This is a genomic window from Pseudomonas sp. Y3 TE3536 (genome assembly GCF_053629175.1).
This window is the reverse complement of sequence record NZ_JBRJHU010000001.1, coordinates 2,490,420-2,510,257: the sequence shown is the minus strand read 5'-3', so window position 1 is coordinate 2,510,257 and position 19,838 is coordinate 2,490,420. Positions and strand designations below refer to the sequence as shown.

The 19,838-nt window shown below is 63.9% G+C and carries 12 protein-coding genes and 1 pseudogene; 10 read left to right on the top strand and 3 right to left on the bottom strand.

What is annotated here, in order from left to right; translation table 11 throughout:
• The first annotated feature begins 4 nt into the window (after positions 1-4).
• Positions 5-3,958, top strand: a complete 3,954-nt coding sequence (putA, locus tag AB7M33_RS11275; RefSeq protein ID WP_454242850.1) for a trifunctional transcriptional regulator/proline dehydrogenase/L-glutamate gamma-semialdehyde dehydrogenase — start codon at positions 5-7, stop codon at positions 3,956-3,958.
• 598 nt (positions 3,959-4,556) lie between these two features.
• A complete protein-coding gene (locus AB7M33_RS11270) occupies positions 4,557-6,359 on the top strand; it encodes an acyl-CoA dehydrogenase (RefSeq protein WP_454242849.1) in 1,803 nt (600 codons plus the stop codon).
• Between the two features lie 30 nt (positions 6,360-6,389).
• Here AB7M33_RS11270 and AB7M33_RS11265 read toward each other — a convergent pair whose 3' ends face one another.
• The 3 genes from AB7M33_RS11265 to AB7M33_RS11255 are packed head-to-tail and all read right to left on the bottom strand — an operon-like array spanning position 6,390 to position 9,292.
• On the bottom strand, positions 6,390-7,325 hold the full coding sequence (locus AB7M33_RS11265) for a DMT family transporter (RefSeq protein WP_454242848.1): 936 nt from the start codon (positions 7,323-7,325) through the stop codon (positions 6,390-6,392).
• Positions 7,326-7,327: 2 nt separating this feature from the next.
• Positions 7,328-8,287, bottom strand: a complete 960-nt coding sequence (locus tag AB7M33_RS11260; RefSeq protein ID WP_454242847.1) for a 2OG-Fe(II) oxygenase — start codon at positions 8,285-8,287, stop codon at positions 7,328-7,330.
• Positions 8,288-8,311: 24 nt separating this feature from the next.
• Positions 8,312-9,292, bottom strand: coding sequence for a hypothetical protein (locus AB7M33_RS11255; RefSeq protein ID WP_238215707.1), 981 nt, complete (start codon positions 9,290-9,292; stop codon positions 8,312-8,314).
• A 124-nt stretch (positions 9,293-9,416) separates the two neighbouring features.
• Here AB7M33_RS11255 and AB7M33_RS11250 point away from each other — a divergent pair, with 124 nt between their 5' ends.
• The 8 genes and pseudogenes from AB7M33_RS11250 to yccS all read left to right on the top strand — a co-directional run bounded on the left by AB7M33_RS11250 (position 9,417) and on the right by yccS (position 19,813).
• Positions 9,417-10,307 (top strand): LysR substrate-binding domain-containing protein, encoded by an 891-nt coding sequence (locus AB7M33_RS11250; protein WP_085272286.1) that lies wholly within the window; start codon positions 9,417-9,419, stop codon positions 10,305-10,307.
• Positions 10,304-10,417, top strand: a pseudogene (locus AB7M33_RS11245) (hypothetical protein); the annotation flags it as partial. The gene AB7M33_RS11250 and the pseudogene AB7M33_RS11245, both read left to right, overlap by 4 nt.
• 31 nt (positions 10,418-10,448) lie before the next feature.
• Positions 10,449-11,891, top strand: a complete 1,443-nt coding sequence (locus tag AB7M33_RS11240; RefSeq protein ID WP_186677300.1) for a TldD/PmbA family protein — start codon at positions 10,449-10,451, stop codon at positions 11,889-11,891.
• Entirely contained in the window at positions 11,891-13,222 is a 1,332-nt protein-coding gene (locus tag AB7M33_RS11235; RefSeq protein ID WP_454242846.1) for a TldD/PmbA family protein, read from the top strand. Before AB7M33_RS11240 ends, AB7M33_RS11235 begins: the two co-directional genes overlap by 1 nt.
• Positions 13,223-13,351: 129 nt before the next feature.
• Positions 13,352-14,779 (top strand): multidrug transporter subunit MdtD, encoded by a 1,428-nt coding sequence (mdtD, locus tag AB7M33_RS11230; protein ID WP_099430611.1) that lies wholly within the window; start codon positions 13,352-13,354, stop codon positions 14,777-14,779.
• 112 nt (positions 14,780-14,891) lie between these two features.
• Positions 14,892-16,229 (top strand): ATP-dependent RNA helicase DbpA, encoded by a 1,338-nt coding sequence (gene dbpA, locus AB7M33_RS11225; RefSeq protein WP_238348789.1) that lies wholly within the window; start codon positions 14,892-14,894, stop codon positions 16,227-16,229.
• A gap of 136 nt (positions 16,230-16,365) precedes the next feature.
• Entirely contained in the window at positions 16,366-17,547 is a 1,182-nt protein-coding gene (locus AB7M33_RS11220; protein ID WP_099455527.1) for a BaiN/RdsA family NAD(P)/FAD-dependent oxidoreductase, read from the top strand.
• Between the two features lie 82 nt (positions 17,548-17,629).
• The gene (gene yccS / locus AB7M33_RS11215; RefSeq protein WP_454242845.1) at positions 17,630-19,813 is read left to right on the top strand and encodes a YccS family putative transporter; all 2,184 of its coding nucleotides are present in this window, start codon (positions 17,630-17,632) and stop codon (positions 19,811-19,813) included.
• The last annotated feature ends 25 nt before the right edge of the window (positions 19,814-19,838 follow it).

Below are 19,838 nucleotides of genomic sequence, written 5' to 3'. Positions count from 1 at the left end.
AGAAATGGCGACGACCACCCTTGGGGTCAAACTCGATGACCCTACCCGTGAGCGACTCAAAGCAGCTGCGCAGTCCATCGACCGCACGCCGCATTGGTTGATCAAGCAAGCGATCTTCAATTACCTGGAGAAGCTCGAGGGTGGTGCCACCCTGACCGAACTCAACGGTCATGCCAGCAACCTGGTCGACGATGCTGGCGAAGTCCAGCCGGACCATGCTCACCAATGCTTCCTCGAATTCGCCGAGAGCATCCTGCCGCAATCGGTACTGCGCTCGGCCATCACCGCCGCTTACCGCCGCCCTGAGCAGGAAGTCATTCCGATGCTGCTGGAGCAGGCTCGCCTGAGCGCGCCACTGGCAGAGGCCACCAACAAACTGGCGGCCGGCATCGCCGAAAAACTGCGCAACCAGAAGAGCGCTGGCGGCCGCGCAGGCATCGTCCAGGGCCTGCTGCAAGAGTTCTCGCTGTCGTCCCAGGAAGGCGTGGCGCTGATGTGCCTGGCCGAAGCCTTGCTGCGCATCCCAGACAAGGGCACCCGCGATGCGCTGATCCGCGACAAGATCAGCACCGGCAACTGGCAGCCGCACCTGGGCAATAGCCCATCGCTGTTCGTCAACGCCGCCACCTGGGGCCTGCTGCTGACCGGCAAGCTGGTGTCCACCCATAACGAATCCGGCCTCACCTCGTCGCTCACCCGTATCATCGGCAAAAGCGGCGAGCCGATGATCCGCAAGGGCGTCGACATGGCCATGCGCCTGATGGGCGAGCAGTTCGTCACCGGTGAAACCATCGCCGAAGCCCTGGCCAACGCCAGCCGTTTCGAGGCCAAGGGTTTCCGTTATTCCTACGACATGCTCGGCGAGGCCGCACTGACCGAGCACGACGCACAGAAGTACCTGGCATCCTACGAGCAAGCGATCCACTCGATCGGCAAAGCCTCGCATGGCCGCGGCATCTATGAAGGCCCGGGCATCTCGATCAAGCTGTCGGCCCTGCACCCGCGCTACAGCCGCGCCCAGTATGAGCGCGTGATGGAAGAGCTGTACCCGCGCCTGCTGTCGCTGACCCTGCTGGCCAAGCAATACGATATCGGCCTGAACATCGACGCCGAAGAAGCCGACCGCCTGGAGCTGTCGCTCGACCTGCTCGAGCGCCTGTGCTTCGAACCCTCGCTGGCAGGCTGGAACGGTATTGGCTTCGTCATCCAGGCCTACCAGAAGCGCTGCCCGTATGTGATCGACTATGTCATCGACCTGGCCAAGCGCAGCCGCCATCGCCTGATGATCCGCCTGGTGAAAGGCGCCTACTGGGACAGCGAAATCAAGCGCGCCCAGGTCGAAGGCCTGGAAGGCTACCCGGTCTACACCCGCAAGGTGTACACCGATGTGTCCTACGTTGCCTGCGCACGCAAACTGCTGGCCGTGCCCGAAGCCATCTACCCGCAGTTCGCCACCCACAACGCCCACACCCTGTCGGCCATCTACCACATCGCCGGCCAGAACTATTACCCCGGCCAGTACGAGTTCCAGTGCCTGCACGGCATGGGTGAGCCGCTGTACGAGCAAGTGGTTGGCAAGATTTCCGACGGCAAGCTGAACCGTCCGTGCCGTGTCTATGCACCGGTCGGCACCCACGAGACCCTGCTTGCGTACCTGGTTCGTCGCCTGCTGGAAAACGGCGCCAACACCTCGTTCGTCAACCGCATCGCCGACCACTCGATCTCCATCCAGGAGCTGGTTGCCGACCCGGTCGCCAGCATCGAGCGCATGGCCACCCAGGAAGGCGGCATCGGCCTGCCACACCCGCGCATCCCGTTGCCGCGTGACCTGTACGGCACTGAGCGGGCCAACTCGGCCGGTATCGACATGGCCAACGAACACCGCCTGGCGTCGCTGTCCTGCGCCATGCTGGCCACTGCCCACAACGACTGGAAAGCCACCCCGCTGCTGGCCTGCGCCGCCAGCGAATCGGCTGCTGTGCCGGTGCTGAACCCAGCGGACCACCGCGATGTGGTCGGCCACGTCCAGGAAGCCACGGTTGCCGACGTCGACAACGCCATCCAGTGCGCCCTCAACGCCGCACCGATCTGGCAGGCCACCCCACCCGCCGAGCGCGCTGCGATCCTTGAGCGCACCGCCGACCTGATGGAAGCCGAGATCCAGCCGCTGATGGGCCTGCTCATCCGCGAGGCCGGTAAAACCTTCGCCAACGCCATCGCCGAAGTGCGCGAGGCCGTGGACTTCCTGCGCTACTACGCGGTGCAAGCCCGCAACGACTTCAGCAACGACGCCCACCGCCCATTGGGCCCAGTGGTGTGCATCAGCCCGTGGAACTTCCCGTTGGCAATCTTCAGCGGCCAGGTCGCCGCTGCACTCGCCGCGGGCAACCCGGTACTGGCCAAGCCCGCCGAGCAAACCCCACTGATTGCCGCCCAGGCCGTGCGCCTGCTGCTGGAAGCCGGCATTCCGGAAGGCGTCCTGCAACTGCTGCCAGGCCGCGGCGAGACGGTCGGTGCCGGCCTGGTCGGTGACGAGCGCGTCAAAGGCGTGATGTTCACCGGTTCCACCGAAGTGGCCCGTCTGCTGCAACGTAACGTCGCCGGCCGCCTGGACAACCAGGGCCGCCCGATCCCGCTGATCGCCGAAACCGGCGGCCAGAACGCGATGATCGTCGACTCCTCGGCCCTGACCGAGCAGGTGGTGATCGACGTGGTGTCCTCGGCCTTCGACAGCGCCGGCCAGCGCTGCTCGGCTCTGCGCGTGCTGTGCCTGCAGGAAGACTCCGCCGACCGTGTGATCGAGATGCTCAAGGGTGCCATGGCCGAAAGCCGCCTGGGCAACCCGGACCGCCTGGCCGTGGACATTGGCCCGGTGATCGACGCCGAAGCCAAGGCTGGCATCGAGAAGCACATCCAGGGCATGCGTGAAAAAGGCCGCTCGGTCTACCAGGTTGCCATCGCCGATGCGGCCGAGGTCAAACGCGGCACCTTCGTCATGCCAACCCTGATCGAGCTGGACAGCTTCGACGAACTCAAGCGCGAGATCTTCGGCCCGGTGCTGCACGTGGTGCGCTACAACCGCCGCAACCTCGACCAACTGATCGAGCAGATCAACAACTCCGGTTACGGCCTGACCCTCGGCGTGCACACCCGCATCGACGAGACCATCGCCAAAGTGGTGGAAACCGCCAACGCCGGCAACATGTACGTCAACCGCAACATCGTTGGCGCAGTGGTCGGCGTGCAACCGTTCGGCGGTGAAGGCCTGTCCGGTACCGGCCCGAAAGCCGGCGGCCCGCTGTACCTGTACCGCCTGCTGTCGACCCGCCCGGCCGACGCCATTGGCCGTCACTTCCAGCAGCAGGATGGCGAAGGCAAGCCTGACCGCACCCTGCACGAGCAGCTGATCAAGCCGCTGCACAGCCTCAAGGCCTGGGCCGAGAGCAACCAGCAGGCCGACCTGGCTGCGCTGTGCACCCAGTTTGCCGGCCAGTCGCAGAGCGGCATCGCCCGCCTGCTGCCAGGCCCGACCGGCGAGCGCAACAGCTACACCATCCTGCCGCGCGAGCACGTGCTGTGCCTGGCGGACAACGAAGCCGACCTGCTGGCGCAGTTTGCTGCCGTCTTGGCGGTTGGCAGCTCGGCGGTATGGGCTGACGGCGAACCGGGCAAAGCCCTGCGCGCCCGCCTGCCGAAAGAGCTGCAGGCCAAGGTCAAGCTGGTAGCGGATTGGAACAAGGATGAAGTGGCGTTCGACGCCGTGATCCACCATGGCGATTCGGACCAACTGCGTAGCCTGTGCCAGCAAGTGGCCAAGCGTGCCGGGGCGATCGTCGGTGTGCACGGGCTGTCCAGCGGCGACCACCAGATTGCGCTGGAGCGCTTGGTAATCGAGCGGGCGGTGAGTGTGAATACTGCTGCTGCGGGGGGTAATGCGAGCCTGATGACCATTGGTTGATGGCTGAGGGTCGTTAATGAAGAAGGAGAGCTTTGGCTCTCCTTTTTTTATGGGTGTTTGTCTTGCGATTGGGTTGGGCTGCCAGGTGCTCGCCACAGCATTTTCTGCGCCTGCAAGACCGAGCGCCGCCCGCGCGGCGCTTCGCGGGGCAAGCCCGCTCCCACATCTGTTTCGGGCCAGTCCCGCTTGTACCAGAGCGCGCGGCCCCTTTGTCGCGCGCCAATACCACAGGCCTCATTGGCACAAAACAAATGTAGGAGCAGCCTTGTGCTGCGAAGCGCCGCGCGGGCGGCGCTCGATTTCATAGGCGCTGTAAGCATCAAGGCAAGCACCTTTATGCCCTAAGTCCTTCACGTGCGCCTTAGCCAGAGCCACCAAAGACTCCAGACTTTAGCCCCTTCAGATGCAACGACAAGGGTCAACCAAACCCACGTGCTGGTATGGATTTCCCTGTTTTGCATGGGAAATAAGATCTCAACGGATGCCAGACCGCTAGGTCTCATTGCACTTTCTAAACCCATATCACCCAAACCTATTAACCTCCCCCCACCCCACCCGATTCCCTACACTCGCAGCATCCCGCTCAAGGACCGCCCCCATGCCCGAGACCCTGCTCAGCCCTCGCAACCTCGCCTTCGAGCTCTACGAAGTCCTCGACGCCGAAGCCCTCACCCAGCGCCCGCGCTTCGCCGAGCACAGCCGCGAAACCTTCGACGCGGCGCTGGCCACCGCCCGTACCATCGCCGAAAAGTACTTTGCGCCGCACAACCGCAAGGCCGATGAAAACGAGCCGCGCTACGTGGACGGCCGCGCCGAGTTGATCCCCGAGGTGAAACCGGCCGTGGACGCCTTCCTCGAAGCGGGCTTTCTCAACGCCAACCGCGACTTCGAAGTCGGCGGCATGCAGTTGCCCAGCCTGGTCTCGCAGGCCTGCTTTGCGCACTTCCAGGCCGCCAACGCTGGCACCACGGCCTACCCATTCCTGACCATGGGCGCGGCCAACCTGATCGAAAGCTTCGGCACCGACGAACAAAAACGCCTGTTCCTGCAGCCGATGATCGACGGCCGCTACTTCGGCACCATGGCGTTGACCGAGCCGCATGCGGGCTCGTCCCTGGCCGATATCCGCACCCGCGCCGAACCCGCTGGCGATGGCAGCTACCGGCTCAAGGGCAACAAGATATTCATCTCTGGCGGCGACCACGAGCTGTCGGAAAACATCGTGCACATGGTGCTGGCCAAGCTGCCGGATGCACCTCCCGGGGTGAAGGGCATCTCGCTGTTCATCGTGCCCAAGTACCGGGTGAACCCGGATGGCAGCCGTGGCGAGCGTAACGATGTGCTGCTGGCTGGCCTGTTCCACAAGATGGGTTGGCGCGGCACCACCTCGACGGCGTTGAACTTCGGCGACAATGGCCAGTGCATCGGCTACCTGGTCGGCCAGCCGCACCAGGGCCTGGCCTGCATGTTCCAGATGATGAACGAGGCGCGCATCGGCGTTGGCATGGGCGCGGTGATGCTCGGATATGCCGGCTACCTGTACTCGCTGGACTACGCGCGCCAGCGGCCACAAGGGCGGTTGCCGGACAACAAGGACCCGCACAGCCCTGCCGTGCCGATCATCGGGCATACCGACGTCAAGCGCATGCTGCTGACGCAGAAGGCTTACGTTGAAGGCGCCTTCGACCTTGGCCTGTACGCCGCACGCCTGTTCGACGACACCCAGACAGCCGACGACGAGAGCACCCGGCAACACGCCCAGGCACTGCTCGACCTGTTGACCCCGATCGTCAAATCCTGGCCATCGGCCTTCTGCCTCAAAGCCAATGAGTTAGCGATCCAGGTCCTCGGCGGCCATGGCTACACCCGCGAATACCCCGTTGAGCAGTATTACCGCGACAACCGCCTGAACCCGATTCACGAGGGCACTGAAGGCATCCAGTCGCTCGACCTGCTCGGCCGCAAGCTTGCGCAAAACGGCGGCGCCGGGCTCAAGCAACTGATCCGCCTGATCGCCAGCACAGCCGAGCGCGCCAGCCACCACCCTGGCCTCGACACCCTGCGCCAGCCGCTGGAGCAGTTGGTCAATCGCCTGCAGGCCGTCACCCTTTCCCTGCTGGGTGACATGGCCCAGGGCAACGTCAGCACCGCCCTGGGCAACTCGGCCCTGTACCTCAAGGCCTTCGGCCACTGCGTGGTCGGCTGGCGCTGGCTGGAACAGGCGATCCACGCCGAACTCGGCCTGCTCAAAGGCAACGCCGACGACCGCGACTTCTACCTCGGCAAGCTCCAGGCCGCGCGCTACTTCCTGACCTGGGAAGTACCGGGCTGCCACAATGAGCTGGCATTGCTCGAGGTACGCGATGACACCTGCATCACCATGCAAGACGGGTGGTTCTAGCCACCAGCGCAGTGCCGCGCTCACGAGCCTCTATCTGTCACCCGTGTCGCTCAGCGCATTGGCAGGCGTGGCCGACCTGCGCGGCTGGCGGGTGATGGCGATACCTGCCGCGACCACCGCAATGCCCACATAAGTTGTCCAATGGATCACGTCCCCGAACATCAACGCCGCCCATAACAACGTCACCGGTGGCTCGAGGTAGACCAGTGCCGAGACGCGGGTCGCCGAGAGCTTTGTCAGCAATATCCACAGGCTCAGGTAGGCAATGAACGTGGAGAACAGGGTCAGCCATGCGACCGCCGCCCAGACCTGTGTGCTGGCAGGCACTTCGATCAACCCCAGTGGCAAGCCTGTAGCCGTGAGCAGCAGCAGTGTCGCAGTCGATTGCAGAAACAACGGCATCAGCAGACCGTCCTTGCTGTGGTCCGTCGCCATGATCGATTGCCGACGCTGATACAGCGTGGCAATGGACAACGTGATGGCGGCGATCAGCGGCAGGGCGTAAAGCCAGAGGCTAAGCTGGCTCGCAGACAGGCTGTACTCTGCAAAAATGATCATGCTGACGCCGGCGAACCCCACCCCAAGCCCGAGCCATTCCTGCCGACCACTGCGCTCATGCTGGCTGTTGTTGCTCATCGATGCCGTGATCAATGGCTGCAGCGCACAAATGATGGCGGCAATCCCCGCCGGTAGCCCGCCCCGGATGGCGATGTAGACACTGACCAGATAGGCAAACTGAGCCAGGAAACCAATGACGGCGTTGTAGCGTATCTGCGCCCACGTAAGCGCACGCAGCCGATGCACGACAAAAGGCAGCAGGCAGATGCTGACCAGCAGAAACCGCCAGAACAGCAGGTTGATGGCACCCGCGTCTTCCGTGCCCAGCCGGGCACCAATAAAGCCCGAACTCCAGGAAAGGACAAAGATGACTTGCAGCAGGATCAGGTACGGCGCACTGCTTGGCATGTTCACGCCCCTGTGTGATGCAATTGCGCGAACGTAATCGGCTCGATGCCTATTCTTGAAAACTGGCGGGCTGCTGATCGCTGCAAGGCCCAGCGCAACCCCAACCATTTAGGGATCGTCGCAGGGATGCCATCGTCGGAGGCCAAGTGCCAAAACCGGTTGGAGTCGTCACCAAAGTAGGGACAATGAAAGGACAGCACCAACGACATGCGTCGCCCGCTGACCACCGGGCGCACACCGTGGAACAATCGGCTGCCATAGATGAACAAGGCATCGCCAGGTGCGTCCAGGTGCGCATTTTCGAAGGTACGGTGATCCAGCGCATCAAAGCTGTCGACAGTGCCGTTATGGAACAGGAATTCGCCCCCGCTGTATTCGCAGGCCCCCGACAGCACGATGTTCAGCACGTAATTGGTGCCGTCTGTGTGCCACATGCCGAGTTGCTGCTGTTGCTCGACAGGCTTGGGGTAGAAATAGTTGACCTGCGAGCGCGCATTGACCATGGGGTAAGGCACCAGCGGCACGCCTGCAATGCGCGAGACAGCTAACAGGAATGAGCGGCTGCACATCATGTCGTTGATGAACGATGATAAAGCCGTCACCCCTCGCGTACGCCGCGAAATGATCCAGTCGCTGTCACTCGCCCCCTCCTCCAGACGGCTGCAGATGCCTTGCAAGGCCGCAACGCCCTCGGGCGTGAACAGCCGATGCACAACCGCCACCCCGGTGATGCTGTCCGCTGCGATTTTGGCGTGCGGGCTGTCGGCATACCCAAGCTGCCCAAGTGTTCGGGTGTCGCTGAGGACGGGCCCGTGCTGGCAAAGCAAATCGTCCGACCAGGGCAACTGCTCACTGAGGCAGATAGGCGATGGCCGCGGCGTGCGCTTCAATGTCGACTTGAGCGCCAGCTTCACGCGCCCTACGCCGCGTTCGAACAGGGGTAAGGTGTCTGAAGGATTCATGATGTGTCTGTCCCCGTAGAGTCACTACTGAAGGTACTTCGCGATCTGGTAGCGCACCGAGCCATCACCACTGGCGAACTCGTCCACCACACTGCAGTTGCAATGCCGGGCCCTGATGCGACGGAACTGTTCGGGCGTGTACTTGAGGCAGATGTTGGTCAGCAGGTACCCACGTTGCTGCAGACGCTGCACAGGTTGCAGGGTTACCGCTACATGGATGGGTTCATCCTGAATGCGTAGCGGTACGAGCATGGCTTCATGCTCGCCCGAGGGGATGAAGCCTTGTTGAAGCGCGACCATTTGGGAGAACTGGAGCATGCAGGGGTTGGCGTAGAACTTGAGGATGGTACTTTCCAGGCCTTCGTCGTAGACCTGCATTTCCGAAAGGATGTAGGTGGTGTTACCTGCAAGGCTACGAATCAGCCGCCCAGTGCTCACTGGCAGCTCGTTACCTTCCTGAAACCCAAGCAGGGTGATCAGTGTGAGCTCCTGATCGTGACGCAAATCCTCATGGGTTACGGTGCGGTAATCAGCGGCGATGTAATTGAAACTGCCATCCTCGCGCACGATGGGCCCCACGGCATCGCTCATCGCGGCTTGCGAGGTCTGGTTGATATCGATGGCGGTGTAGCGGATGGAGCTGGACGTCTCGACCATTCGCTTCAGCAAGCAGGCGCTTTTGATCGGCTCCGGGCCCAGCTCCACATAGTGCACGCGGCGCCCACTGCTCAGCGCTGCCAACCGCTCGGCAACGTCGCCGATGACGGCCTTGAGCGCCCCCTGCCCCTCTGCATCAGCACAGAGCCCGCTCTGACCTACGCCTTGCTCATTCAAGGCGCGCATAAGCAGAAATATCTCGTGGTTGAAACGGTGGTCGCTTTCAGGTCCCGGCTCAGGCTGGGCCAATGTCGAGTACTTCTCGTGGTTCTCGACAGTCCATAGTCGTGCGTGCTGGTAAGCGGGGTTGCGCACGAGTGCATCTACCACGAAGTCGTTCAGGCTCATCCGTATCATTCCATTGCAATTCAGGGGGCATGCGGGCTTCGACCCCACAGTAAGAGTGGGTATAAAGGCTGTACAGTTGATTAAATCGAAGCGCTGGTTCGATCCGACCAAATCAGGTGGCTCCATGGGCAAAGGCCTCGACATCGATGTACTGAGAACCTTCCAGGCAGTGGCCCGGCTAGGCCGTTTCAAGGCGGCGGCCGACTACGTCCACCGCAGCCCATCGGCGGTGACGACGCAGATCCAGAAGCTGGAGGGAAAGATCGGGCAACAATTGTTCACACGCAGTAACCAGTCGGTGGAGCTAACCCCTGCGGGCCGTCAGCTGATGGGCGAAGCGACACGTTTCTTGATGGCTCACGACAGGCTACTGGCCACGCTGTCGCCACAGCAGATGACCGGCAAGGTGCGCATAGGCGTACCCGACGGTTATGCCGCCAACCTCATGAGCGACTTTCTACCGGTGTTCGTGGCCAACAACCCGAAGCTGGAGTTGGAGGCTGTAGCGCGATCCAGCGCAGAGCTCATCGACCTGTTTGCGCGACAGCGGCTGGACCTGGCTGTAGCGGTCAGCAGTGACGACTGGCAGCAAGGCGAGTGGCTTCGCTCGACGCAGCCGCGCTGGGCCGCAGCGCCTGGATTCAGCCATGACCCCAATCGCCCCTTGCCGCTGGCACTGCAGTTGAAGGGTTGCCCGTACCGGGAGGCGGCCTTGCAGGCACTGAAAGCCCACGGCATTGCGTACCGTGTGCTGCTGGAAAGCGCCAACTGGCACGCGGTACTGGCCTGCATGAGAAGTGGCCTGGCCGTGGGCATTGTCGAAGGGCTGGATAGCACGGATACCTCACTCGCGTACGTGGAAGGGCTGGGCTTGCCCGACCTCGAAAAGCACCACGTCTACTTGCTGACGGACACCTCGCACCATGTCGCAGCGCATCTGAATGCTATGTTGAAGGCCGCCATCCAGAAAGTGGGCGTAACAACGCCGCCCCATTGCTGGGAGGGCGGTGGTTGAACGGCCCGCGTTATTTCCTGACCAGGGAAGTACCTGGCTGCCATAATGAGCTGGCATTGCTCGTGGCCCGTGACGATACGGGCCTGAGCATGCGAGTGGCGTGGTTCTAGGGGGAGCCACCACTGACTCGGAGGTTCCCGCATGTTTGATTCCAGCGCCCTGTTGCGCCAGCGCTTTGCTGGGCTGCGCAGCACGGCCGAGTTGTTTTCCCTGCGTCATGTGAAGCAGTCGTACCAGGCATTGTCTGTGCGTCGCAATGTGGCCGAGCCGCCCTTCTTCAGCCAGGACGAGGGCGCCATGCTCACCGTGCGGGTCAGCGGCGTTGAGGCCTATGCGGCCACCGCCGACCTGTCCCAACAAGGCTTGCAGCAGGCGCTCGAACGCGCCGAAGCGCTGGCCCGGCAGATCGCCAGGCATAGCCTGCTGGACCTGCGCGACCAACCGGTGACCAGCGCACGCCACGACCATGTCTCGCCCAACTTCGACCAGCCACTGCCCAACCTCGCCGATTGCCTGGGCCTGCTCGCCGCCGAGTCGGCCAGCGTGCCCCAGGACAGCCGCCTGGTGGATTGGCAAGCCGGCCTGGACATCACCCTGGTCGAACAAACCTACCTCAACTCCGCCGGCGCCGAGTTGCGCCACGCCCAGCGCTTCCTGTTCCCAGGCCTGAGCGTGACGGCCAGCGACGGCCAAGACAGCCAGAGCCGCAGCCTGGGCCGGGACAACTTTGGCCAGCAGGGTGGCTTCGAGGTCATCGAGCGCTGTGGCCTGGTCGGCGCCGCCCGGCGGGTCGCCGACGAGGCGCTGCAACTGCTGTTGGCGCCCAATACGCCCAGCGGCCCGCGTGACCTGCTGCTGATGCCCGACCAGATGATGCTGCAGATTCACGAGTCCATCGGCCACCCGCTGGAGATGGACCGCATTCTCGGCGACGAGCGCAACTACGCCGGCACCAGTTTCGTCAACGCCAGTGACTTCGGCCACCTGCAGTACGGCTCGAAGCTGCTCAACGTGACCTTCGACCCGACCATCGGCGAAGAACTCGCCAGCTACAGCTACGACGATGACGGCACCCAGGCCAGCAAGCAGTTCCTGATCCGCGATGGCGTGCTACTGCGCCCGTTGGGCGGCGCCCTGTCGCAGTTCCGCTCCGGCCTGGACGGCGTGGCCAACAGCCGTGCCTGTGGCTGGAACCGCGCACCGATCGACCGCATGGCCAACCTCAACATCGAGCCGGGCGACCGCTCGCTGGCGCAGTTGGTCAAGGGTATCGAGCACGGCATCCTGATGCGCACCAACCGCTCCTGGTCCATCGACGATGCCCGCAACAAGTTCCAGTTCGGCTGCGAGTGGGGCCAACTGATCGAAAACGGCGAGCTCAAGGGCATCGTCAAGAACCCCAACTACCGCGGCATCTCGGCGCAGTTCTGGCGCAACTTGTCCGCCGTCGGCGACGCCAGCACCTTCCAGGTGCTCGGTACGCCCAATTGCGGCAAAGGCGAGCCCAACCAGGTGGTGCGGGTTGGCCATGCTTCGCCGGCCTGCGTGTTCAGCCAGATCGATGTCTTCGGAGGCGACGCCTGATGAGCGCCACACCCCAACACCGCTTCGAAAGCCTGCTTGGCGCCCTGCGCGATGCCCTGCAGCCGGGCGAACAGTTCACCTTTGGCTACAGCGCCGAGCAGTCACAGTTCGTGCGCTTCAACCATGCCAAGGTGCGCCAGGCCGGCGAGGTGAGCCAGGCCAGTGTGCAACTGCGCCTGATCTGTGATGGCCGCCAGGCCGAGCAGTTGATCACCCTGGGCGATGATGCCGTGCAGGACCGCGCGCGCCTGGCCGATGCCCTGGGCCAACTGCGCCAGACCCTGCCCCTGCTGGCCGTCGATCCCTACCTGCGCCTGGACGAAACCCCGTGGAACAGCCACAGCCAGCAAGACCACACGCTGCCGGAACTGGATGAAGTGCTGGCCTTGATCGAACAGGAAGCCGGCGACCTGGACCTGGTCGGCATCTACGCCGCCGGGCCGATCTGTCGCGGCTTCGCCAGCTCGTTCGGGGCCTTTGGCTGGCACCAGGCCAACAGTTTCAACATGGACTGGAGCCTGTTCCACAGCAACGGCCAGGCCGTGAAAGCCAACTATGCCGGGCAGGCCTGGAGCGCTGACGAGTTCGTCGCGCGCCTGCGCCAGGCCCGCGAGCAACTGGCGTTCCTGGGCCGCCCCGCCATCACCTTGAAACCGGGCAGTTACCGCGCCTACCTGTCGCCAGCGGCCATGGACGAGATCGCCGGCATGCTGTGCTGGGGCGGGTTTTCTGCGCAGGCCCTGGCCACTGGCAACAGCGCCCTGCAGCGCCTGTATAACGGCGATGCCCAGCTGAGCCCGCTGGTCAGCTTCGACGAGCAGGTCAGCGGTTCGCTGAGCCCGGCGTTTTCAGATGAGGGGTCACCCCGCCTCGATGTGCCGCTGATCCAGCAAGGCCAAGCCGTGCAGCGCCTGATCAGCGCACGCAGTGCGGCCGAGTTCGCGCTGGTGGCGAATGGCGCCGACAGCTACGAGTCGCCCTGCGCCTTGAGCCTGGCGGCGGGCAACCTGGCCAGTGAAGCAATCCTCGAACGGCTGGGCACCGGGCTGTATATCAGCAACCTGTGGTACCTGAACTACTCGGACCTGCCAGCAGCACGCATGACCGGCCTGACCCGTTTTGCCACCTTCTGGGTGGAGAATGGCCAGATTCAGGGGCCGGTAAGTACCATGCGCTTCGATGACAGCCTGTACAGTTTGCTGGGCAGCCAGCTGGAGGACCTGACGCGCGAGCGCGAGATGATCCTGTCTACCAGTACTTATGGACAGCGCAGTACTGGGTCGAGTCATTTACCGGGGGCATTGGTCAAAGGCCTGACCCTGACATTGTGATAGGCATTAGCGGCCCTTTCGCGGGGCAAGCCCGCTCCCACAGAGATGTCACCCCATTCGAGGGCAGTGGAGATCCTGTGGGAGCGGGCTTGCCCCGCGAAGAGGCCGGCACAGACAAACGAGGACGTCATGCCCGAACGCACCCCGCTGGACCCCGTCACCGCCCGCTGGATCCCCTGGGTCGTGGCCATCGCTTTCTTCATGCAGTCCCTGGACGGCACCATTCTCAACACCGCGCTGCCGGCCATGGCCCGCTCGCTGGAAGAGGACCCGCTGCGCATGCAAGGCGTGATCATCGCCTACATGCTCACCGTGGCCTTGCTGATTCCCGCCTCCGGCTGGATCGCCGACCGCTTTGGCACCAAACGCATCTTCTTCAGCGCAATCCTGTTGTTCAGCTTCGGCTCGCTGTTGTGCGCCGCCGCCAACAGCCTGGGCTTTCTGATCCTGGCACGCGTCGTTCAAGGCCTGGGCGGTGCGCTGATGCTGCCGGTCGGGCGGCTGGTGGTGTTGCGCGCCTACCCCCGCACCGAGCTGGTGCGGATCATGAGCTTCATCACCATCCCCGGCCTGCTCGGCCCCCTGCTCGGCCCAACGGTCGGTGGCTGGCTGGTGGAAATCCTCAGCTGGCACTGGATCTTCCTGCTCAACCTACCGGTCGGTGCCATCGGCTGTTATGCCGTGTGGAAGTTCATCCCTGACCTGCGCGGCGCCGAGCGCACCAGCTTCGATGGCCCAGGCTTCCTCTTGTTCGGCGCGGCGATGGTGCTGATCACCATCGCCATGGAAGGCTTGGGCGAGTTGCACTTGCCGCACTTGCGGGTAATGTTGCTGCTGTTCGCTGGCATGGCCTGCCTGGCCGCCTACTGGCTACGGGCCGGGCGCGATCCCGAGCCGTTGTTCTCGCCCAGCCTGTTCCGCGTGCGCACCTTTGCCATCGGCATCCTCGGCAACCTGTTCGCGCGCCTGGGCAGCGGCGCCCTGCCCTTCCTCGTGCCCTTGCTGTTGCAGGTGGCATTGGGCTATTCACCAGCCCAGGCAGGCATGAGCATGATCCCGCTGGCTGCAGCGGCGATGCTGGCCAAGTCCATCGCCCGGCCGCTGATCGAGCGCTTCGGCTACCGCATCATCCTCACCGGCAATACCCTGCTGCTGGGCCTGCTGCTGGCCAGCCTCGGCCTGGTCGACGAGCAGACGCCCTACGCCGTGCTGCTGATACAGCTGGGCCTGCTCGGCGCCGTGAACTCCATGCAGTTCACGGCCATGAACACGGTGACCCTGATCGACCTCGACGATGCCAGCGCCAGCAGCGGCAACAGCCTGCTGTCGGTGGTCGCGCAACTGGCGCTGAGCCTGGGTGTGGCCTGCGCCGGGGCATTGCTGGGCGGCTTCACGGCAGCGGGCAGTGCCGAAGGGGTGGAAAGCACCTTGGGCGCCTTCCAGCTGACCTTCGTGACCATCGGCATCATGGCCATGCTGGCCGCAGCGATCTTCCTGCAACTGGCGCCGACAGACGGAAGGCGTGCCCGTCGTCCGGAACAACACATGGAGTCGTAGGGCGAATGGCCATGAGGCTGGTAGACTGTGCGGCATTTTTCGCTTCGCCACACAGGCCCGCCTCGTGACCACCGAATCCACCGCCTTTGCCACCCTGCCGCTGTCCGCCGCCATGCTGGCCAACCTGGACGCCCTCGGCTATGCCTCGATGACGCCGATCCAGGCCCAGAGCCTGCCGGTCATCCTCAAGGGCCAGGACCTGATCGCCCAGGCCAAGACCGGCAGCGGCAAGACCGCTGCGTTCGGCATCGGCCTGCTGAACCCGATCAACCCGCGCTACTTCGGTTGCCAGGCGCTGGTCCTGTGCCCGACCCGCGAACTCGCCGACCAGGTCGCCAAAGAGTTGCGCCGGCTGGCCCGCGCCGAAGACAACATCAAGATCCTGACCCTCTGCGGCGGCGTTTCGCTCGGCCCGCAGATCGCGTCGCTAGAGCACGGTGCGCACATCATCGTCGGCACCCCGGGGCGCATCCAGCAGCACCTGGATAAAGGCACCCTGGTACTCGACGGGCTCAACACGCTGATCCTGGACGAAGCCGACCGCATGCTCGACATGGGCTTCTTCGATGCCATCGCCAGCATCATCGGCAAGACCCCGGCCCGCCGCCAGACCCTGCTGTTCTCGGCCACCTACCCGTCCGGCATCAAGCAGCTTGCCGCAGACTTCATGCGCAACCCGCAGCAGGTCAAGGTCGAAAGCCTGCACACCGACAACCAGATCGAACAACGCTTCATCGAAATCGACGCGCAACAGCGCCTCGAAGCGGTGACCCGCGTGCTCGGCCACTATCGCCCGCAATCGTGCGTGGCGTTCTGCTTCACCAAGCAGCAGTGCGAAGACGTGGTCGCCCACCTCACGGCCAAAGGCATCGTCGCCCAAGCCCTGCACGGTGACCTCGAACAGCGCGACCGCGACCAAGTGCTGGCCATGTTCGCCAACCGCAGCAGCTCGGTGCTGGTGGCGACCGACGTGGCCGCGCGCGGCCTGGACATCGACGGCCTGGACATGGTGCTCAACGTCGAGCTGGCGCGTGACGCCGAGATCCACGTGCACCGTGTCGGCCGTACCGGCCGTGCCGGCGAGAAGGGTGTTGCGGTCAGCCTGGTGGCCCCGGCCGAAGGCCACCGCGCCCAGGCCATCGAAGCGCTGCAGAAGAGCCCGCTGCGCTGGGACCAGTTGGACAGCCTGAAAAATAAAGGTGGCGAGCCGCTGCTGCCGGTGATGAGCACCTTGTGCATCGCTGCCGGGCGCAAGGACAAACTGCGCCCGGGTGACATCCTCGGCGCATTGACCGGCGATGCCGGCATCCCGGGCAAGCAGGTGGGCAAGATCGCCATCTTCGATTTCCAGGCCTTCGTGGCAGTGGAGCGGGCACTGGCCAAGCAGGCGATGCAGCGCCTTAACAGCGGCAAGATCAAGGGCCGCGCCCTGAAAGTCCGCATCATTTAAAGAACTTTTGGGGCCGCTTTGCGGCCCTTTCGCGACACAAGGCCGCTCCTACACGGGTTACGCGATCCCCTGTAGGAGCGGCCTTGTGTCGCGAAAGGGCTGCAAGGCAGCCCCAGCAATCTTCAAGAGGTAACCCGTGCACACCACCGACGTGATCATCCTCGGCGCCGGCGCCGCCGGCCTGATGTGCGCCCAGCTCAGCGCCCGCCGTGGCCGCCGGGTACTGCTGCTCGACCACGCCAACAAGCCAGGCAAGAAAATCCTCATGTCCGGCGGCGGGCGCTGCAACTTCACCAACATGTACACCGAGCCTGCCAACTTCCTTTCGCACAACGCGCACTTCTGCAAGTCGGCGCTGGCCCGCTACACCCAGTGGGACTTCATCGAGCTGGTGGCCAAGCATGGCGTGCCGTATCACGAGAAGAAGCTCGGGCAGCTGTTCTGCGACAACAAGGCCAGCGACATCCTCAACATGCTCCTGGCCGAGTGCGACGAGGCCGGTGCCGAGTTGCGCATGGACACCAGCATCTCGCACATCGAGAAAACCGAAAACGGCTACCTGCTGCAAACCAGTGCCGGGCAGTTCGCCTGCCAGTCGCTGGTGATCGCCACCGGCGGCCTGTCGATCCCGACCCTGGGTGCTACCGGTTTCGGCTACCAGGTGGCGCGCCAGTTCGGCCACACCCTGCTGCCGACCCGCGCCGGGCTGGTGCCCTTCACCATCACCGAGCCCCAACTCAAGGCACTGTGCACTGAACTGTCGGGCACCTCGCTGGACTGCACGGCCAGCTGCAACGGCACCAGTTTCCGCGAGAACCTGCTGTTTACCCACCGCGGCCTGAGCGGCCCGGCGATTCTGCAGATCTCCTCGTTCTGGGAGGCCGGCGACACGGTGGAGATCAACCTGCTGCCGGACCGCGATGCACTGACCTGGCTGCAACAGCAGCAGGCCGAGCGCGCCAACGCGGAACTGAAGACGGTGCTTGGCGAGGTGTTCACCCGCAAGCTGGCCAACCTGTTGGCCGAGCAGTGGTTCGAATCGAAGCCGATGAAGCAGTACACCCCGGCAGAACTGGCCCAGATCGCCGAAAAACTGGCAGCCTGGCAGGTGGTACCGGCTGGCACCGAGGGCTATCGCACCGCCGAAGTGACGCTGGGCGGCGTGGACACCCGCGAGGTGTCGTCCAAGACCATGGAGTCGCTCAAAGCCCCGGGGCTTTACTTCATTGGCGAGGTGCTGGATGTCACCGGCCACCTGGGCGGTTTCAATTTCCAGTGGGCATGGGCATCGGCTAACGCTGCGGCGCAGTTCGTGTAGAGTAGAATCCATTCAGCAGCACGGAACGCTTCTTGCTGGTCCGTGCGGCACTGTATTCATTCGATCACAGCCCAAGGCCATCATGTCATCGAGCTCGTTCCGTCAGTCACTGCGTCGCCTGTGGGGCCAAGACAAGTTCAGCTACAGCATCAGGGTTACGGTCGCCCTTACCGGCAGCATGGCCTTGTGCTGGTACCAGGATGAAATGGCCCTGCTGATCCCCTTGTTCCTGGGCATCATCGCCAGCGCCCTGGCCGAAACCGACGACAGCTGGCAAGGCCGGCTCAGCGCGCTGGCGGTAACCCTGGTGTGTTTTGCCATCGCCGCGCTGTCGGTCGAGTTACTGTTCCCCTACCCCTGGATCTTCGCCGGCGCCCTGGCCCTGGCGGCCTTTGGCCTGACCATGCTCGGTGCACTGGGCGAGCGCTATGGTGCGATCGCTTCAGCCACGCTGATTTTGTCGGTGTACACCATGATCGGCGTGGACCAACGCGGCGGCCAGGTGAATGACTTCTGGCACGAGCCGATGCTGCTGGTGGCGGGCGCGGCCTGGTACGGCCTGCTGTCGGTGCTGTGGCAAGCGTTATTCTCCAATCAGCCGGTGCAGCAAAGCCTGGCCAAACTGTTTTTCGAGCTGGGGCGCTACCTCAAGCTCAAGGCCAACCTGTTCGAACCCATCCGCAACCTCGACCTGGAGGCCCGCCGCCTGGAGCTGGCTCAGCAAAATGGCAAGGTGGTCGCGGCGCTCAACGCTGCCAAGGAAATCATCCTGCACCGGGTCGGCAACAGCCAGCCAAATTCCAAGGTCAGCCGTTACCTGAAACTGTACTTTCTGGCCCAGGATATTCACGAGCGCGTCAGCGCCTCGCATTACCCGTACAACGCACTGGCCGAAGCGTTCTTCCACAGCGACGTGATGTTCCGCTGCCAGCGCCTGCTGCGTCATCAAGGCTCCGCCTGCCAAGACCTGGCACGCTCGATCCGCTTGCGCCAGCCGTTCGTGCTCGACAGCCGGTTTGCCGACACCCTGGAAGACCTCAACGCCTCCCTGGAGCACTTGCGCAACCAGAACAACCCGGCCTGGCGTAGCCTGCTGCGGTCGTTGCGGGCACTGGCGGCCAACCTTGCCACCCTCGACCGCCTGCTGGGCGCCGCCAGCAACCCGGACAGCCTGGCCGATGCCAGTGACAGCAGCCTGCTCGACCGTTCGCCACGCTCGCTGAAGGATGTGTTGAGCCGCCTGCGCACCCAGCTCACGCCGACCTCGCTGCTGTTCCGCCACGCTCTGCGCCTGTCGCTGGCACTGTCGATCGGCTACGGCATGGTGCATTTGATTCACCCGACCCAGGGCTACTGGATCATCCTCACCACGCTGTTCGTCTGCCAGCCCAACTACGGCGCGACCCGGCGCAAGCTGGTGCAGCGGGTGTTCGGCACGGCCATCGGTTTGACGGTCGGCTGGGCCCTGTTCGACCTGTTCCCCAGCCCGATCATCCAGTCGATGTTCGCCGTGGTCGCCGGGGTGGTGTTCTTCGTCAACCGCACCACCCGGTACACCTTGGCAACCGCAGCGATCACCTTGATGGTGCTGTTCTGCTTCAACCAGATCGGCGACGGCTACGGCCTGTTCCTGCCGCGCCTGTTCGATACCCTGGTGGGCAGCCTGATCGCCATTCTGGCGGTGTTCCTGTTCCTGCCCGACTGGCAAGGCCGGCGCTTGAACAAGGCGCTGGCCAACACTTTGGCCTGCGCCAGCGTGTACCTGCGCCAGATCATGCAGCAGTATGCCCACGGCAAACGCGACGACCTCGCCTACCGCCTGGCCCGCCGCAATGCCCACAACGCCGATGCGGCGCTGTCGACCACGCTGGCCAACATGCTCATGGAGCCGGGGCACTTCCGCAAGGAAGCGGACGTTGGCTTCCGTTTCCTGGTGTTGTCGCACACGCTGCTCAGCTACCTCTCCGGGCTTGGCGCGCACCGCGACACCACCTTGCCGGCGGAGGTGCAGGAGCAGTTGATCGAGGGCGCGGGGCAAAGCCTGGCCAACAGCCTGGATGAAATCGCCAATGGCCTGGCGGCGCGGCTACCGGTGGCGATCCACAGTGATGCCGAAGAAGCGCTGGCCAACGACCTGGAGCAGATGCCGGAAGAGCTGGATGAGCACCAGCGGTTGGTGCAGACCCAGCTGGCACTGATTTGCAGGCAGTTGGGGCCATTGCGCACGCTGGCGGCGCACCTGGTCAAGGAAAGCGCGCCGGCCTAAATGCTATGTGGCCTGTGGCGGCCTC

Coding starts and splice junctions, on each gene's coding strand:
- putA (WP_454242850.1), top strand. CDS start 5: ATGGCGACGACCACCCTTGGGGTCAAACTCGATGACCCTACCCGTGAG.
- AB7M33_RS11270 (WP_454242849.1), top strand. CDS start 4,557: ATGCCCGAGACCCTGCTCAGCCCTCGCAACCTCGCCTTCGAGCTCTAC.
- AB7M33_RS11265 (WP_454242848.1), bottom strand. CDS start 7,325: ATGCCAAGCAGTGCGCCGTACCTGATCCTGCTGCAAGTCATCTTTGTC.
- AB7M33_RS11260 (WP_454242847.1), bottom strand. CDS start 8,287: ATGAATCCTTCAGACACCTTACCCCTGTTCGAACGCGGCGTAGGGCGC.
- AB7M33_RS11255 (WP_238215707.1), bottom strand. CDS start 9,292: ATGAGCCTGAACGACTTCGTGGTAGATGCACTCGTGCGCAACCCCGCT.
- AB7M33_RS11250 (WP_085272286.1), top strand. CDS start 9,417: ATGGGCAAAGGCCTCGACATCGATGTACTGAGAACCTTCCAGGCAGTG.
- AB7M33_RS11240 (WP_186677300.1), top strand. CDS start 10,449: ATGTTTGATTCCAGCGCCCTGTTGCGCCAGCGCTTTGCTGGGCTGCGC.
- AB7M33_RS11235 (WP_454242846.1), top strand. CDS start 11,891: ATGAGCGCCACACCCCAACACCGCTTCGAAAGCCTGCTTGGCGCCCTG.
- mdtD (WP_099430611.1), top strand. CDS start 13,352: ATGCCCGAACGCACCCCGCTGGACCCCGTCACCGCCCGCTGGATCCCC.
- dbpA (WP_238348789.1), top strand. CDS start 14,892: ATGCTGGCCAACCTGGACGCCCTCGGCTATGCCTCGATGACGCCGATC.
- yccS (WP_454242845.1), top strand. CDS start 17,630: ATGTCATCGAGCTCGTTCCGTCAGTCACTGCGTCGCCTGTGGGGCCAA.